Genomic DNA, 15,157 nt, shown 5'->3' with positions numbered 1-15,157 from the left:
ATAGCCGAACCGCGCCGGGCAGGCAAGGCGGCCGCGCGCGGGGCTGCCTCCCTGGGGTGCTCGCCCGCGCCCGGTCGGGGGCGTTGACGGGTTTGCCGCGACGGCACACACTCGATCATAGGTATACAAACGATCAGGGGACGTCCCGTGCTCGAGTGGACTGCGGTCGACCGGATCATCGACGCCGCCTTGGCCGAGGATATCGGCGCGGTTGACCTGACCAGCCAGATCGTCATCCCCGACGGCACCCGCGCGACCTTCGTGCTGCGCACGCGCGAGGAGATCGTGCTGGCCGGGCTGCCGGTCGCCGAGGCCGTGTTCCGCCGCCGTGCCCCCGATTGCGGCTTCGCGCCTGGCGCCGCCGATGGTGACCGCGTCGCCCGCGGCACCGTGCTCGCCACCGTCACCGGTCCCGCCCGCGCCCTGCTGACCGCCGAGCGCACCGCGCTCAACCTGCTCTCGCACATGTCCGGCATCGCCACGCTGACGCGCCGCTACGTCGAGCGGATCGCCGGCACCCGGGCGCAGCTGATCGACACGCGCAAGACCACGCCCGGGCTGCGCGCGATCGAGAAGCACGCGACCACGCTGGGCGGGGCGCGCAACCATCGCCTCGACCTCGCCGGCGGGATCATGATCAAGGACAACCACATCTCGGTTTGTGGCTCGATCGCCGCCGCGGTGGCGCGCGCCAAGGCGGCCGCCCCGGTGCTGACCAAGGTCGAGGTGGAGTGCGACCGGCTCGATCAGGTGCGCGAGGCGGTCGAGGCCGGCGCGGACATGCTGCTGCTCGACAACATGACGATCGACATGCTGCGCGAGGCGGTGGCGATCGTCGCCGGACGCATCCCGGTCGAGGCCTCGGGCGGGGTGAACCTGGACACCATCCGCGGCATCGCCGAGACGGGGGTCGATTTCATCAGCGTCGGGCGGATCACCCAGGGCGCTCCGGCGGTGGATATCGGCCTCGACGCGACGCTGGAACACGGCGGGTGAGCGCGGTCGGCCTGTTCTGCAGCGCGAACGACACGCTGCCCGAGCCGTTCCGGGCCGCGGCCTCGGCCTTCGGTGCGGGCCTTGCCGCGCGGGGGCTGACGCTGGTCTATGGCGGCTCCTCGCGCGGCCTGATGGGCGAGGCGGCGCGCGCCGCGCGCGCGGCCGGCGGGCGCGTGGTCGGGGTGATGCCGCGCCACCTGATCAGCCGCGAACGCGCCGCCGCGGATATCGACGAGCTCCACCTGGTCGACTCCCTCGCCGAGCGCAAGCAGCGCATGGCCGATCTCTCCGACCTGTTCGTCGCCCTGCCGGGCGGCGTGGGCACGCTCGACGAGGCCCTTGAGATGATCAGCTGGTTCGATGTCGGGATTGCGCGCAAGCCGACGCTGTTCGTCGATGTCGAGGGGTTCTGGCGGCCTTTCGCCACGATGATGGCGGCGTTCGGGGCGGCCGGGGTGCTGCGCCCGCATCTCGCCGGCGCCTGGTCGATCCTGCCGGATGTTCCGGCGTCCTTGCGCGCCGTGGAGCAGGCACTGGCGCCTGAGGCGCCCATCGAGGGGAGACTGGCATGACACTGGGACGACGCACGCTTCTGGGCACCGCCGCGGCGCTGCCCGCCTTCGGGCTGGCGCACGCGCAGGAGGCACTCCGCCTCACCCTCGCCGGCGGCTCGGTCGGCGGCGCCTGGAGCGCGATCGGCAACGCGATCGGCGAGGCGATCCGGCGTGAGCATCCGGGCACCGCGTTTTCGTATGAGCCGGGCCGCGACGCGGCGAACGTGACGCTGGTCTCGCAGGGGCGCGTGCAGCTCGGCATCGCGCACGCGCAGATCGCACTGCGCGCCATCAAGGGCGAGGCGCCGTTCGACCGGGCGATGCCCGATATCCGCGGCGTCAGCCTGATCGACAGCGAGGCGGCCTGGCAGCCGATCGTGCGCGCCGGCGCGCCGGTGTCCACGCTCGAGGAGATCGCGCAGAAGCGCGCCCCCGTGCGCGTCACCGCCAATCTGCGCGGCACGATGATGGCGCTCGCCACCGAGGAGGCCTTCGCCGCCGCCGGCGCACCGTTCCCGCAGATCGAGCGCTGGGGCGGGCGCGTGCACTACGTCGCCTGGAACGACGCGCTCGAGATGCTGAAGAACAACCAGGTCGACATCATCACCAATGTGGTGGACTTCCCCTCGCGCCAGGTGCTGAACGCGGTGCGCGGGCTCGATGTGAAGTTCCTGGGCTTCGGACCGGACCTGGTCGAGAAGGTGAATGCGCGGCTCGGGTCCACGCCGATCACCATCCCGGCCAATGCCTACCCGTTCCAGCCCGAGGCGCTGCACACGTTCCGCGCCCACGTGGTGCTGCTGACCTCGGCCGCCGTGCCGGCCGACACGGTCGAGGCGGTCGTGAACGCCATCATCAAGCATTTCGAGGCGGTCAAGCGCTCGCATGCGACGATGGCGCGGCTGGAGGTGCGGGCGCTGCCGGACACGGGCGGGGTCGCGCTGCATGAGGGCGCCCAGCGCGCCTATCGCGCCGCCGGGCTGATGAGCTGACCCTGCTCACGTCGTTTCTGCCGGGAAGGCCGCGCACGCTTCCCCCGGCGGAGGCGGCGCTGGTCGGCGCGGTCGGTGCCGCGCTGTCGGCCTTCCTGCTGGCGCTCGCCCTCGGCTGGGAGGTGGATCGCACCGTCAGCCTGTTCGTCTTCCTCGGCGCGGTGCTGACCATCGGCTTCCTGACCGTCACGGGGAATCCGCAACGCCCGACCGGCCGGTCCGTGCCGTCCTGGGGACTCGTCGCCGCGACCTGGGTCTCGGTCGGCTGGTTCCTGGTCCATGCCGAGGCGCACGCGCTGCGCTGGCCGATGGTGAGCCCGCTCTCGGTGGGCGATCTGATCGCGGCGTCGGCGCTGATCCTGCTGGTGCTGGAGGCGACGCGGCGCACGATCGGCTTGGCGCTCGCGGTCCTGGTGCTGCTGTTCCTCGCCTATGCCGTGTTCGGCGACCGGCTGGAGGGCGCTTTCGGCCATCGCCCGCTCAGCATCACCGAGATCCTCGACCATCTGGTGTTCACGACCAACGGCCTGATCGGCCCCGCGCTCGCGGTCGCTGCATTCCTGGTCTACGTGTTCGTGCTGTTCGGCGCGGTGCTGGACCGTTCCGGTGGCGGGGATTTCTTCTTCGACCTCTCGGCCGCGCTGGTGGGCCGGCAGGCGGGCGGACCGGCCAAGGTGGCCGTCGTCTCGTCCGCGCTCTACGGCACGATCTCGGGCAGCCCGACCGCGGACGTGGTCACCACCGGTGCGCTCACCATTCCGATGATGAAGCGGCTCGGCTACCGCCCGGCCTATGCCGGGGCGGTGGAGTCCTCGGCCTCCACGGGCGGGGCGCTGCTGCCGCCGGTGATGGGCAGTGCCGCCTTCCTGATGAGCGACTTCACCAACATCCCCTATGCCGAGATCGTCGCCTCGGCGGCGCTCACGGGGGTGCTCTACTACGTCGCGGTGTTCTTCGCCGTGCATGCGCGCGCGGAGCTGGATCGGCTCGGCGCGTTCGACGGCGCCACCGCGCGGGTCGGGGCCGTGCTGCGCGCGGGCTGGTGGCATCTGGTGCCGATCGCCGCCCTGGTGTGGCTCGTGCTGTCCGCCGATCGGCCGGTCTACGGCGCGGGACTTGCGGTGGTGATCGCGGCAGCCATCCTGCTGCTGCGCACGCGCGCGCCGCTGCACACGGCAGCGACCGTCCTGACCGCCGCGATCGAGGCGGCCCGTCGCGCCGCGCCCGTGGGCATCGCCTGCGCGGTCGCCGGACTGGTGGTCGGCTCGCTCACCATCACCGATCTTGCCGGCAAGTTCTCGTCGCTGCTGTTCTCCTTCGCGCCTGATCTGCTGCCCGTGGTCATGCTGATCACCGCGGGCGTGACGCTGCTGCTGGGCATGGGGATGCCGACGCCGGCGGTCTACGTGCTGGCCTCGGTGCTGGCCGCGCCGGCGATGGTCAATCTCGGCGTACCGATGCTCGCGGCCCACCTGTTCGTGGTCTATTTCGCCTCGATGTCGGCGATCACGCCGCCCGTGGCGGTGGCGGCGTTCGCCGCGGCGTCGATCGCGGGTGCGGATCCGCTGCGCATCGCCGTGATCGCCTGCCGACTCGCGGTCGTCGGCTTCGTGCTGCCGTTCTGCTTCGTCTGGCGGCCGGCGCTGCTGCTGATCGGCGATCCGCTGTCGATCGTGCTGGCGCTCGCCGCGACGCTCGCCGGTGTGGTGGCGCTCGCCGCGGCTCTGGAGGGGTGGCTGGCGCGGCGGCTGGCGGCGCCCGATCGCGCGCTGCTGGGACTCGCGGGGGCGGCGCTGGTCGCGCCGATCGCCTGGGCGGATCTCGCGGGCGCCCTGCTCCTGGCTGCTTGGCTGGTGTTTCTCCGGCGGCGCTGACGCCTCATACCCGGCGCACGAAGGTTTCACCTTCGTGCGCCGGGTATGAGGTCTCCTTTGGCGCGCAGCCGCCACACCAGCCCTGCGCGCGATACCGGGCTGCCAATGGTATAACCTTTGGCAGCCTGGTATCAGCGCCGGCAGCGGTACATCACCCTGACCTGGGCAATGTCCGTCGAGGTGCCGTCCCGCTCGATCACCAACGGCCTGATCCCGCCGGGGACGCGGCGGTACTGCACCACGTCGCCAGGACGCAGCGGCGACTCTCCGTTCTCGGCCCTGCGCACCTGCATGGCGATGCGGTCGGCCTGGATGATGAAGCGCACCTCCGCCAGCACGAGACGCCTGCCGCCATCGCGCCACTCCAGCGTGTTCGCACCGATGATGTGGCGGAGGCTCGTCTCGGCACACGAGATGTCGGGTGACCAGATGCCGCGCAGATCGGAGGGCGATTCGGCAGCGGCCTGCCCACTCGCGGCCAACGCCAGGAGCGCGGCCACACGGAGTCGTCGACGCATGGCCCAGCTCTCCCGACCGTGGATGCCGGCGCGTGCCGACGCGGCATGCAGTCTAGCGCAGATCGGCTTGCATGGTATGGCGGCGTCGCGAACCGCTCAGCGGCGGCACTGGAAGAAGGTTCGCGGTCGGCTGATGTCGATCGCCGCCCCGTTGCGTTCGATCGTGAGCGGCCTCAGCCCGCCAGCGACCCTCTGGTAGGTCACGACATCGCCCGGTCGGAGCGAGGCATCGCCATTCCGTACCTGCTGCACCGTCGCGGCGATGTCGTTGCCGCGGACGCGGTAGTGGACATCGGCCTCGGCGATACGCTCCCCGCCGTCGCGCCATTCCAGCGTCGTCCGGCCGACGATGTGGCGCAGCGCGGCCGTGTCGCAGGACAGATCCGGCGACCAGATGCCTTGCAGGCTCGACGGCGCCTCGACTGCACCGGCCGGCTGCGCGAGCGCGGTGGCGAGCAGAATCATGGCGACGCGTGTCCTGAACTCCATGCCTCCCTCCTGGACGTTCGTGGGGCGTCCCGGCTCCGCGCGCCGTTCACGGCATCGTCGCGATCCGGAGCGCGTTGGTGGTGCCCGAGGTGCCAAACGGCATCCCCGCGACCACGACGATCTCCTCGCCGGTGCCAGCGAAGCTCTCCTGCGCGGCGATGCGGAGCGACTTGGCCACGGCCTCGCTCATGCTGTGCGCATCCGCCGTCACGATCGGATAGACCCCCCACACCACGCAGAGCCGTCGCGCCGTCTCCTCGCGCGGCGTGAGCCCGAGGATCGGCGCGATCGGCCGCTCGCGGCTGATGCGGAGCGCGGTCGAGCCCGACATGGTGAAGGTCGCGATCGCCTCGGCGCCGATCGTATGCGCGACCTGGCGCGCCGCGGCGACGATCGCATCCGCCGAGCTCCGCTCGGGCAGGAGCCGTGTCGCCTCGACGATCTCGCGATAGGTGGGATCGCCTTCCACGCGCGAGACGATCCGGTCCATCATCGCCACCGCCTCGCGCGGGAAGCTGCCGGACGCACTCTCGGCCGACAGCATCACGGCATCCGCACCATCGAACACGGCGGTCGCGACATCCGAGGCCTCGGCGCGCGTCGGCGTCGGCGTCGAGACCATGCTCTCCAGCATCTGGGTGGCGACGACCACCGGCTTGCCGGCCGCCCGGCACGCCTTGACGATGCGCTTCTGCGCCAGCGGCACGTTCTCGGGCGGCAGCTCGACGCCGAGATCGCCGCGCGCGACCATCACGCAGTCGGACAGCGCGACGATCTGATCGAGCGCCTCCAGCGCCGACGGCTTCTCGAGCTTGGTCATGATCCAGGCGCGGCCGTTGATGATCGCCCTCGCCTCGGCGACGTCCTCGGGGCGCTGCACGAACGAGAGGCCGACATACTCGATGCCGTGCTGGAGCGCGAAGTCGAGATCGCGCCGATCCTTCTCGGTCAGCGCCGGGATCGGCAGCGTGATGTCCGGCACGTTCACGCCCTTGCGGTCGCTCACCGCCCCGCCGACCACCACTTCACACTCGAGATGATCGGCGCGCTTCTTGTCGACCCGCAGCTTCACCTTGCCGTCGTCGATCAGGAGTGTGGAGCCGATCCCGGCCGCCTTGATGATCTCGGGGTGCGGCAGCTGCACGCGCGCGGCATCGCCCGGCACCGGCGAGAGATCGAGCCGGAAGCGCGCGCCGGTCGCGAGCTGGACCAGCCCGCCGCGGAACGTGCCGACGCGCAGCTTCGGCCCCTGCACGTCGGCAAGGATGGCGATCTGCCGGCCGCTCCGCTTCTCAAGGGCGCGGATCGCCTCGATGCGCGCGGCATGATCCTCGTGCGTTCCGTGGCTGAAGTTGAGCCGGAACACATCCGCCCCGGCGTGGAACAGGTGCCCGATCATCTCGGGCGTGGACGAGGCCGGACCGAGGGTCGCGATGATCTTGGTGCGGCGGTGGCGGCGCAGCGCGGGTTTCTGGCGCATCGAGGGGCTCCGTCAGGCGACCAGGACGGCGCGGATGTCGTTCACGTTGGTGAGCGTCGGGCCGGTGACCACGAGGTCCCCGAGGGCTGCGAACAGCCCGTAGCTGTCGAACCGCGCGAGCACGGCGGCAGGATCGAGCCCGGAGCCGCGTGCGCGGGCGAGGGTGTCGGGTGTCACGATCGCGCCGGCCGCGTCCTCGGTGCCGTCGATCCCGTCCGTGTCGCCGGCGATCGCCCAGATCCCTGGCTCGCCCTTCAGCGCGAGCGCGAGGCCGAGCAGGAAGGTCGTGTTGCGTCCGCCGCGCCCCGCCGGCCCTTTGATGGTCACGGTCGTCTCGCCGCCCGAGAGCAAGAGGCACGGCGGGGTGACGGGCGTGCCGTGCGCGCGGCAGCCGCGCGCGATCCCGGCCATCACCGTGCCGAGCACCGCGCTCTCGCCCTCCAGCGCATCGCCGAGGATCAGTGGCGCGAGGCCGAGCTCGCGCGCCTTCGCCGCCGCGGCCTCGAGCGCCATCTGCGGGGTCGCGATCATGCGGAACGCGGCGCCGGCGAGCCGGGGATCGCCGGGCTTCGGCGTCTCGTCCTCGGCGCGATCGAGATGGGCCGCGACCTCCGGCGGCAGGGCGATGCCGTAGCGGTCGATCAGCGCGCGCGCATCGGCGAAGCTGGTCGGGTCGGGCACGGTCGGACCCGAGGCGATCACCGCCGGATCGTCGCCCGGCACGTCGCTGATCGCGAGCGTCACCACGCGCGCCGGGTGCGCGGCGGCGGCGAGGCGCCCTCCCTTGATCGCCGAGAGGTGTTTCCGCACGCAGTTCATTTCGTGGATGGTCGCTCCCGAATGCAAGAGCGCGCGATTGACCTCCTGCTTGTGCGCGAGCGTCAGGCCCGGCGCGGGCAGGGCCAGAAGCGCCGACCCGCCGCCCGAGATCAGCGCGAGGACGAGGTCGTCCGGCCCGAGCCCCTGCACCGCGGCCAGGATGCGCCGCGCCGCCGCCTCGCTGCGCGCATCGGGCACCGGATGCGAGGCCTCCAGCACCGCGATCGAGCGCGTGGGCACCGCATGGCCGTCGCGCGTCACCACGACACCGTCGATCGATCCGTCCCAGGCATCCTCGACGGCGGCGGCCATGACGGCGGCCGACTTGCCGGCGCCGACCACCACGGTCCGGCCGCGCGGGCGCGCCGGCAGATGCGCCGGCAGCACCCGCCGCGGATCGGCGGCCGCCACGGCCGCGTCGAACACCGCACGCAGTGCCGCACGCGCCTGCGCGTCATCCCACGAAGCCACGCTGCTCGCCCCTCCCTCGCTGGCGTCCGTGCGGAGTATGGCGAAGCGGGGAGGGGCGCGCCATCTATCCCCCGTGACCGAGCCCATGGAGGAGCGCATGGCTGCACCCGAGATCGATCCCGCGACGCGCACGGAGCTGGAGGCCGCGGCATTCCGCCGTCTGGTTCAGCATCTGCGCGAGCGCACCGACGTGCAGAACATCGACATGATGAATCTCGCGGGGTTCTGCCGGAACTGCCTGTCGCGCTGGTACCGCGAGGCGGCCGAGGCGAAGGGAATCGCGCTCGCCGATCCGGACGCGCGCGAGATCATCTACGGCATGCCGTACAAGGAGTGGCAGGCGAAGTACCAGACCGAGGCGAGCGCTGCGCAGAAGGCCGCCTTCGCCAAGGCGCATCCCGGGCACTGAGGCTGGGCAGCGACCCGTGCGTCTCCGCGGCGATCACCCGATCGCCGCGGAGCGTCGGCGCCGCGCCCGGTTCAGAGCCGTACGCCGGTGGTGGTGAACGCCGCCTCGGCGCTCTGCTGGAAATTCTGGTCGAGCACGTACCATCCGCCGACGGCAAGCACGGCGGCGACGATCACGGCGATGATGAAGGCCTTCATGGCTGACTGCCCACTCCCTTGCCCTTTTTCGTTCACATGCGTCGATTTCCGCCGATTTTCAAGGCGGACAGGCGGGCGGCGGACCCCGCGTTGCCTCCGTCAGGCCGACCGGTCCAGCCGGCGGATCATCGCCTCGGCCTCGGCCAGATCCTCCGGCGAGTTGGCGTTGAAGAACGGATCGACCGGATCGACCGCCCAATCCGCGTGCGCGATGCCGTGACGCGCGGTCCAGCGGTCGATCTTGCGCTCGGTCTCGACGACCAGCGCATGGCGCAGGTCGCCGCGCAGCGCGACCGGCCAGAGCCCGATCGGCGGATGGGCCTGCCCGGCCGAACGCGCGCAGGCGAGCGGCACGCCCGCCGCGGCACGCGCTTCGTGCAGGCGCGCGACCAGGTCGCGCGGCAGGAACGGGCCGTCGGTCGGCGCGGACACCACCCAGCCGATGTCCGGTCGCTCGCGCGCGGACCAGTCGAGTGCCGCGAGCACGCCGGCGAGCGGGCCGGCGAACCCCGGGACGTTGTCCGGGACGATCGGCAGGCCGAGAAAGGCCAGGCGGGCGGGATCGCCGTTCGCATTGAGGATCAGTCCCGCGCATTGCGGACGGAGCCGTTCCATCACGCGCGCGATGATGGTCTCGCCGCCGACGCGCTTCAGCCCCTTGTCGCCGCCGCCCATGCGGCGGGCGAGGCCGCCCGCGAGCAGCACGCCCAGGGTGGGTGGATGGTCAGTGGTCGTCACGGTTCACTGTCTTGGGCGCCCTTGCGGCGGTGCCTGGCACTCTCCTCCTCGACGAAGCCCGGATCGAGGTCGAAGACGATGCGCTGCTCGCCGGCGAGGGCGAGGAAGCGCCTGCCGCGTGCGCGCCCGATCAGCGTGAGCCCCGCCTGGCGCGCGAGCTCCACGCCCCACGCCGTGAAGCCCGAGCGGCTGACCAGGATCGGGATGCCCATCTGCACGGTCTTGATCACCATCTCGGAGGTGAGCCGCCCGGTGGTGTAGAAGATCTTGTCGGCCGGCTCGACACGGTGGCGGAACATGTAGCCGGCGATCTTGTCCACCGCGTTGTGCCGGCCGACATCCTCCATGTAGACGAGCGGGCGGTCCTCGCGGCACAGCACGCAGCCATGGATCGCGCCGGCCTCGAGATAGAGGCTCGGCATGGTGTTGATCGCGTGGGTGAGGCGATAGAGCCAGCTCGTGCGCAGTTCCGCCGCGGGCAGGCGGACGCGCTCGAACCGCTCCATGAGGTCGCCGAAGGCGGTGCCCTGGGCGCAGCCGGAGGTGAGCGTCTTCTTCCGGAGCTTCTCCTGGTAGTCGGTCGCGCGCGCGGTGCGCACGACCACCACGTCGAGCTCCTCGTCGTGCTCGACGCCCGTCACCTCGTCGTCGGCCCGCAACATGTTCTGGTTCAGCAGATAGCCGAGCGCGAGATACTCCGGGTAATCGCCGATCGTCATCATGGTGACGATCTCCTGCCCGTTCAGGAACAGCGTCAGCGGCCGTTCGACCGTGACGCTGGTCTCGACGGCCGCGCCGGTGTGGTCTATGCCGCCGACGCGCCGGGTCAGGCGCGGGTCCGTCGGGTCGGGGACGATCAGCGGAGCGTCCGCGGTGGTCTCCATGCTCCGAACATGCGGCCCAAGTGCATCAGGTTCAAGCATTCGGGGGAGACGGGATGGCGGATCGGCTTCTCGGCAAGGTGGCGCTGGTGACGGGCGCGTCGTCCGGGATCGGCCGGGCGATCGCGCTGAGGTTCGCGCGCGAGGGCGCGATCGTGGTGATCGCCGACATCACCGAGACGGTGCGCGAGGGCGGCGATCCGACGCGTGCGATCCTGGAGCGCGAGGGCCGTCCGGTGCTGTTCCGCAAGACCGACGTCTCGGTCGAGGCCGAGGCCGAGGCGGCGGTGGCGGCGGCGGTCGATCGGTTCGGGCGGCTCGATATCCTGGTCAACAACGCGATCGGCGGCGCGCGCGGCGGCAGACTGACCGACACCACCCTGGATGCGTGGAACACAACCCTCGCCGTGGGCATCACCGGGGTGTTCCTGATGAGCCGCGCGGCGGTGCGCCAGATGCTGACCCAGGCCGCCGGCGAAGAGGGCGTGCGCGGGCGGATCGTCAACATTGGCAGCCAGCACGGCATGGTCGCCGCGCCGGAGGATGTCGCCTATGGCGTGGCCAAGGCCGGCACGAACTACATCACGCGCCAGATCGCGGTGGACTACGCGAAGGACGGGATCGTCTGCAACGCCGTCGCGCCGGGCAAGATCCTGACCGGCAAGACCGGCCGCGCGGTCGAGCCGCGCTGGCTCGACTACAGCCACGCGCGCACGCCCTGGCCGCGGCTCGGCCGCAGCGAGGACGTCGCAAATGCCGCCCTGTTCCTCGCCTCCGACGAGGCCACCTACATCACCGGCGAGGTGCTGATGGTGGACGGCGGCTGGATGGCGTACTGAGCGCCTGGGCCTGCTGCTGTGGACCGTGCAGCGGCGGGAAGCTACATCCCCGTCCATGCCGGCCGCCGAGTCCGACGCTGCCTTCGCGCCGCTCCTGAGCGAGCGGCTCAGGCTGCGCGCGATCACGCCCGATGATGTCGCGGCCCTGCATCGGCTGATCAACGACTGGGATGTGGCGCGCATGCTGGGAGGCGTGCCGTTCCCCTATCCGCGCGAGGAACTCGCCGGCTGGATCGCCCGTGCGTCCGCCGATCTCGCCGCCGGCCGTGCCTGGCACCTGGTGATCACCGGCCGCGAGGAGGAGCATCCGGTCGGCGTGATCGGGCTGACGCGCGAGGACGCGCGCACCGCGCGGCTCGGCTACTGGATCGGCCGCCGCTACTGGGGCCACGGCGTAGCCTCCGAGGCGGCCGGGCGGATGGTGCAGTTCGCGTTCGGCCGGCTCGGCCTCGATACCCTCACCGCCTATGTCGCCGACGACAACGATGCCTCGGCGCGCGTGCTGGCGAAGCACGGGTTCCGCTTCACCCACGAGGCCGAGCAGGAGTTCCGCTCCCGCGGCGGCGCGTTCCCGGTGCGCTGGTTCCGCCTGACGCGCGCCGACGTGATGAAGGCGTCGGGCCACGGCGCGGCCACCCCCGGCGCGCCGCGGCCGATCGTGCTGGTCGCTGCGGTGGCGCTGATCGATGCCGACGGCCGCGTGCTGCTGGCGCGCCGGCCCGAGGGCAAGACACTCGCCGGGCTCTGGGAGTTCCCGGGCGGCAAGCTCGCCGAGGGGGAGACGCCCGAGGCGGCGCTGATCCGCGAACTGAAGGAGGAGCTCGGCATCGATGTCTCGGCTGCCTGCCTCGCTCCGTTCGCCTTCGCGAGCCACGCTTACGAGACCTTTCACCTGCTGATGCCGCTCTATCTCTGCCGGCGCTGGCAGGGCGAGCCGACCCCGCGCGAGGGCCAGGAGCTCGCCTGGGTACGGCCGATGCGGCTCGCCGAGTACCCGATGCCGCCGGCGGATATTCCCCTGGTGGCGCAGCTGCGCGACTTCCTGTAGTCGATGCTATCATGATGTGATAGCATCCAGCCATGGGAAGCATCCTGGTCCGTAATCTGGATGACGACGTGATCGCCCGACTGAAGCTGAAGGCCGAGCAGCGCGGGATGTCGCTGGAAGGCTTCGTGCGCGAACGTCTCACCGAGACCTCCGTCGTGAGCCGCGAGGAGTTCGTCGCGCTGGCAGCGGCGATCCGCGCGCGGTCGCGCCCTGCCGCGATGCCGGCGGATGCGGACATCCGCGCGGTCCGCGAGGGCGAGCCGGACGCTTGACCATCGTGGTCGACGCCTCGATGGCGGTGCCGCTGTTCGTGGAGGAGCCCGCGAGCGGACCGGCGGGGCGGCTGTTCGCCGACCCGGAACGCCTGGTCGTTCCGGACATCTTCCGGCTCGAAGTGATGGCGGCGCTGGCGCGGCGCTGCCGCCGCGGCGAGATCGCGCCGGCCGATGTCGTCGCGGGCGGGGCGCTGCTCGACCGCCTCGGCTTGGTCGCAGTTCCTCATGGTCCGCTGCTGGGCGAGGCGCTGCGGCTGTCGCTGGATCGCTGCCATCCGTTGCAGGACTGCGTCTATCTCGTGCTGGCGCGGCGGCGCGAGGCCGCCTTGGCGACCTGCGACGCAACTCTTGCCGCGCTCGCCGAACACCTGTCGATTCCGCTCTGGAGCCACGCATGACCGCAGACGACCGCCCCACCGCCGCGCTGATCATCATCGGCGACGAGGTGCTGTCGGGGCGTACACAGGACGTGAACCTGAAGTATCTCGCGACGCGGCTCGGGGAGCTCGGCATTCCGCTGCGCGAGGCGCGCGTGATCCCGGATGACCGCGCGATGATCGTCGCGACGGTGAACGAGCTGCGCCACCGTTACCGCTATGTCTTCACCACCGGCGGAATCGGCCCGACGCACGACGACATCACCAGCGAGTGCGTCGCCGAGGCGTTCGGCCTGCCGTGGGAGCCGCATCCGGAGGCGTGGGAGCTGCTCGCGCGCGACTACGCCAGCCGCACGCCGCCAGTGGAGTTCAACGCCGCGCGCCAGCGCATGGCGACCATGCCGCGCGGGGCGGCGCTGATCCGCAACGCCGTCTCGGTCGCGCCCGGGTTCCGGGTCGAGAACGTCTACGTGCTCGCCGGCGTGCCCAAGGTGATGCAGGCGATGGTGGAGGCGATCGCGCCGACGCTCACCGGCGGCCGGCCGACGGTGAGCCGTACGGTGCATGCGGCGCGGGCGATGGAGGGGCAGATCGCCGCCGGGCTGGGCGCGATCCAGGCCGAGAGCCCTGACGTGGCGCTCGGCAGCTACCCGTATTACCGCTCCGCCGGGGGCGGGGTGGCGATCGTCGCGCGCGGCGTCGATGCGGCGGCGGTGGATGCGGCGGCCGAGAAGGTCCGCGCCCTGTTCCGATCCCTCGGCTTCGAGCCGCGCGAGGGCGAGCCGGACTAATCCTCCATCGGCCGCGCGCACAGCGCCTTCGTGCGGCCGCGCAAGACTTTGCCTTCGACGCGACGCTGCTTCGAGGCGCGCGTCGGCCGGGTCGGGCGGCGCGGCACGGGAGGCTCGGCCGCCTCGCGCAGGATCGCAACGAGCCGCGCCAGCGCGTCCTCGCGGTTGCGCGGCTGATCGCGGAAGCGCTGCGCGGCAATCACGATCACGCCCTCGCGCGTGAGCCTTCGCCCGGCGATGCGCGCCGCGCGCGCCTTCACCGCCTCGGGGAGCGAGGGGCTCGCGGCCAGATCGAAGCGCAGCTCGACGGCGGACGAGACCTTGTTGACGTTCTGCCCGCCGGGGCCTCCGGCGCGCACGAAGCTCTCCGTGATCTCGTCCCGATGGATCGCAAGGCCCGGCGCGATGGCAATCCTGCCGTCGTCCTCGGCCATGTCACGCCGCGCGCAGCAGCCGCACCGGCGTGCCCGCGCGCCAGGCGGCGATGCACTCCACCATGTCCTGGTAGAAGGTGCGGTAGGTGCCTTCCGTGACGAAGCCGAGATGCGGCGCGAGGACGACGTTGTCGAGCGTGCGCAGCGGGTGCTCCGGCGGCAGGGGCTCGGTGTCGTACACGTCGAGCCCGGCGCCGGCGATGCGCTTCTCGCGCAATGCCGCGATGAGCGCGGCCTCGTCCACGATCGGTCCGCGCGAGGTGTTCACGAGGAACGCGGTCGGCTTCATCAGCGCGAGCTCCGCCGCGCCGACCAGCCCGCGCGTCCGCTCGCCGAGCACGAGATGGATCGAGACGACATCGGATTCGCAGAACAGCGTCTCCTTGGATACGTAGGTCGCGCCGGCGGCCTCGGCCGCCTCGGCCGTCAGGTTGGCGCTCCAGGCGAGCACGCGCATGCCCAGCGCGCGGCCGAGTTCGGCCATGCGCTTGCCCATCCGCCCGAGCCCGAGCAGGCCGAGCGTGCGGCCGTGCAGCGTCATCCCGACCGTGCGCTGCCACAGGCCCGCCCGCATGCCGCGGTCCTCGAAGGCGAGGTGGCGCGCGCAGGCGATCATCAGGCCGAGGGCCAGTTCTGTGGTCGCGTAATAGGAGTCGCCGCCACGCGTATGCGTCACCGTGATGCCGCGCGCCTCGGCCGCTGCGAGGTCGAGCGTGCGGTTGTGCGCGCCCGTCACCACGATGAGCTTCAGGTTCGGCAGGCGCGCGATCAGCCCGGCCGGCACCGGCATGCGCTCGCGCAGCAGGCAGATCACATCGAAACCCGCGAGCGCCTTGGCCGCCTCGTCCACGGTCGCGAGATGGCGGTCGAACACCGTCACGCGGCACTCGGACCCAAGCCGCGACCAGTCGGCCATGGACAGCGCGACGCGCTGGTAGTCGTCCAGCACGGCGATCTCGATCATCGGGCGCTCCT

General features: G+C 71.7%; 19 protein-coding genes. 10 read left to right on the top strand and 9 right to left on the bottom strand.

Translation table 11 applies throughout. The features are described from left to right. Positions 1 to 147: 147 nt before the first annotated feature. From nadC to F563_RS22560, 4 genes are all read left to right on the top strand, one after another. Positions 148 to 996, top strand: coding sequence for a carboxylating nicotinate-nucleotide diphosphorylase (gene nadC / locus F563_RS0113230; protein ID WP_019015158.1), 849 nt, complete (start codon positions 148 to 150; stop codon positions 994 to 996). Next, positions 993 to 1,568 (top strand): LOG family protein, encoded by a 576-nt coding sequence (locus tag F563_RS0113225; RefSeq protein ID WP_019015157.1) that lies wholly within the window; start codon positions 993 to 995, stop codon positions 1,566 to 1,568. The genes nadC and F563_RS0113225 overlap by 4 nt, the downstream gene beginning before the upstream one ends. Then, positions 1,565 to 2,542 carry a TAXI family TRAP transporter solute-binding subunit gene (locus F563_RS0113220; RefSeq protein ID WP_019015156.1) on the top strand — a complete coding sequence of 326 codons (978 nt, stop codon included), beginning with the start codon at positions 1,565 to 1,567 and terminating at the stop codon, positions 2,540 to 2,542. The genes F563_RS0113225 and F563_RS0113220 overlap by 4 nt, the downstream gene beginning before the upstream one ends. Before the next feature lie 122 nt (positions 2,543 to 2,664). Next, the gene (locus F563_RS22560) at positions 2,665 to 4,416 is read left to right on the top strand and encodes a TRAP transporter permease (protein ID WP_019015155.1); all 1,752 of its coding nucleotides are present in this window, start codon (positions 2,665 to 2,667) and stop codon (positions 4,414 to 4,416) included. Positions 4,417 to 4,547: 131 nt separating this feature from the next. Here the strand turns inward: F563_RS22560 and F563_RS0113210 are convergent, their stop codons facing one another. The 4 genes from F563_RS0113210 to F563_RS0113195 form a co-directional block, all read right to left on the bottom strand. After that, positions 4,548 to 4,934, bottom strand: a complete 387-nt coding sequence (locus F563_RS0113210; protein ID WP_084596586.1) for a hypothetical protein — start codon at positions 4,932 to 4,934, stop codon at positions 4,548 to 4,550. Positions 4,935 to 5,030: 96 nt separating this feature from the next. Then, entirely contained in the window at positions 5,031 to 5,423 is a 393-nt protein-coding gene (locus tag F563_RS0113205) for a hypothetical protein (RefSeq protein WP_019015153.1), read from the bottom strand. Between the two features lie 46 nt (positions 5,424 to 5,469). Then, the gene (gene pyk, locus F563_RS0113200) at positions 5,470 to 6,903 is read right to left on the bottom strand and encodes a pyruvate kinase (protein ID WP_019015152.1); all 1,434 of its coding nucleotides are present in this window, start codon (positions 6,901 to 6,903) and stop codon (positions 5,470 to 5,472) included. A gap of 12 nt (positions 6,904 to 6,915) precedes the next feature. Then, positions 6,916 to 8,193, bottom strand: coding sequence for a glycerate kinase type-2 family protein (locus tag F563_RS0113195; RefSeq protein WP_019015151.1), 1,278 nt, complete (start codon positions 8,191 to 8,193; stop codon positions 6,916 to 6,918). 85 nt (positions 8,194 to 8,278) lie between these two features. Here F563_RS0113195 and F563_RS0113190 point away from each other — a divergent pair, with 85 nt between their 5' ends. Continuing rightward, complete coding sequence (locus F563_RS0113190) at positions 8,279 to 8,602, top strand: DUF1244 domain-containing protein (RefSeq protein WP_019015150.1); 324 nt, start codon at positions 8,279 to 8,281, stop codon at positions 8,600 to 8,602. A 71-nt stretch (positions 8,603 to 8,673) separates the two neighbouring features. Here the strand turns inward: F563_RS0113190 and F563_RS25865 are convergent, their stop codons facing one another. The 3 genes from F563_RS25865 to F563_RS0113175 all read right to left on the bottom strand — a co-directional run bounded on the left by F563_RS25865 (position 8,674) and on the right by F563_RS0113175 (position 10,421). Further along, positions 8,674 to 8,799 (bottom strand): hypothetical protein, encoded by a 126-nt coding sequence (locus tag F563_RS25865; RefSeq protein ID WP_019015149.1) that lies wholly within the window; start codon positions 8,797 to 8,799, stop codon positions 8,674 to 8,676. A 99-nt stretch (positions 8,800 to 8,898) separates the two neighbouring features. Further along, positions 8,899 to 9,537 carry a molybdenum cofactor guanylyltransferase MobA gene (mobA, locus tag F563_RS0113180; protein ID WP_026299562.1) on the bottom strand — a complete coding sequence of 213 codons (639 nt, stop codon included), beginning with the start codon at positions 9,535 to 9,537 and terminating at the stop codon, positions 8,899 to 8,901. Continuing rightward, the gene (locus F563_RS0113175; RefSeq protein WP_019015147.1) at positions 9,534 to 10,421 is read right to left on the bottom strand and encodes a formate dehydrogenase accessory sulfurtransferase FdhD; all 888 of its coding nucleotides are present in this window, start codon (positions 10,419 to 10,421) and stop codon (positions 9,534 to 9,536) included. Before F563_RS0113175 ends, mobA begins: the two co-directional genes overlap by 4 nt. A 53-nt stretch (positions 10,422 to 10,474) precedes the next feature. On the opposite strand from F563_RS0113175, the gene F563_RS0113170 reads away from it, so the two are divergent. Genes F563_RS0113170 through F563_RS0113150 form a run of 5 tightly spaced genes read left to right on the top strand, consistent with a single transcriptional unit; the run spans position 10,475 to position 13,748 of the window. Continuing rightward, a complete protein-coding gene (locus F563_RS0113170) occupies positions 10,475 to 11,257 on the top strand; it encodes an SDR family NAD(P)-dependent oxidoreductase (RefSeq protein WP_019015146.1) in 783 nt (260 codons plus the stop codon). A gap of 55 nt (positions 11,258 to 11,312) precedes the next feature. Further along, positions 11,313 to 12,305 carry an 8-oxo-dGTP diphosphatase MutT gene (gene mutT, locus F563_RS0113165; RefSeq protein WP_019015145.1) on the top strand — a complete coding sequence of 331 codons (993 nt, stop codon included), beginning with the start codon at positions 11,313 to 11,315 and terminating at the stop codon, positions 12,303 to 12,305. A gap of 32 nt (positions 12,306 to 12,337) precedes the next feature. Beyond that, the gene (locus F563_RS0113160; RefSeq protein WP_019015144.1) at positions 12,338 to 12,577 is read left to right on the top strand and encodes a FitA-like ribbon-helix-helix domain-containing protein; all 240 of its coding nucleotides are present in this window, start codon (positions 12,338 to 12,340) and stop codon (positions 12,575 to 12,577) included. A gap of 5 nt (positions 12,578 to 12,582) precedes the next feature. Next, entirely contained in the window at positions 12,583 to 12,978 is a 396-nt protein-coding gene (locus tag F563_RS0113155) for a type II toxin-antitoxin system VapC family toxin (RefSeq protein WP_245557135.1), read from the top strand. Next, positions 12,975 to 13,748 (top strand): competence/damage-inducible protein A, encoded by a 774-nt coding sequence (locus F563_RS0113150; RefSeq protein ID WP_019015142.1) that lies wholly within the window; start codon positions 12,975 to 12,977, stop codon positions 13,746 to 13,748. The genes F563_RS0113155 and F563_RS0113150 overlap by 4 nt, the downstream gene beginning before the upstream one ends. Here the strand turns inward: F563_RS0113150 and arfB are convergent. Together arfB and F563_RS0113140 are read right to left on the bottom strand one after the other, a co-directional pair. After that, positions 13,745 to 14,182: an alternative ribosome rescue aminoacyl-tRNA hydrolase ArfB gene (arfB, locus tag F563_RS0113145; RefSeq protein ID WP_019015141.1), complete on the bottom strand. Its 438-nt coding sequence runs from the start codon at positions 14,180 to 14,182 to the stop codon at positions 13,745 to 13,747. The two genes, F563_RS0113150 and arfB, sit on opposite strands and share 4 nt — an antisense overlap. A gap of 1 nt (position 14,183) precedes the next feature. Next, positions 14,184 to 15,146 (bottom strand): D-2-hydroxyacid dehydrogenase family protein, encoded by a 963-nt coding sequence (locus tag F563_RS0113140; RefSeq protein ID WP_019015140.1) that lies wholly within the window; start codon positions 15,144 to 15,146, stop codon positions 14,184 to 14,186. Between the last annotated feature and the right edge of the window lie 11 nt (positions 15,147 to 15,157).

Origin of the sequence: Elioraea tepidiphila DSM 17972 (genome assembly GCF_000378465.1) — a bacterium.
In the GTDB taxonomy this organism is placed as follows: Bacteria; Pseudomonadota; Alphaproteobacteria; order Acetobacterales; family Acetobacteraceae; genus Elioraea; species Elioraea tepidiphila.
The sequence above is the reverse complement of the archived record's forward strand: the minus strand, read 5'-3'. Positions and strand labels throughout refer to the sequence as shown.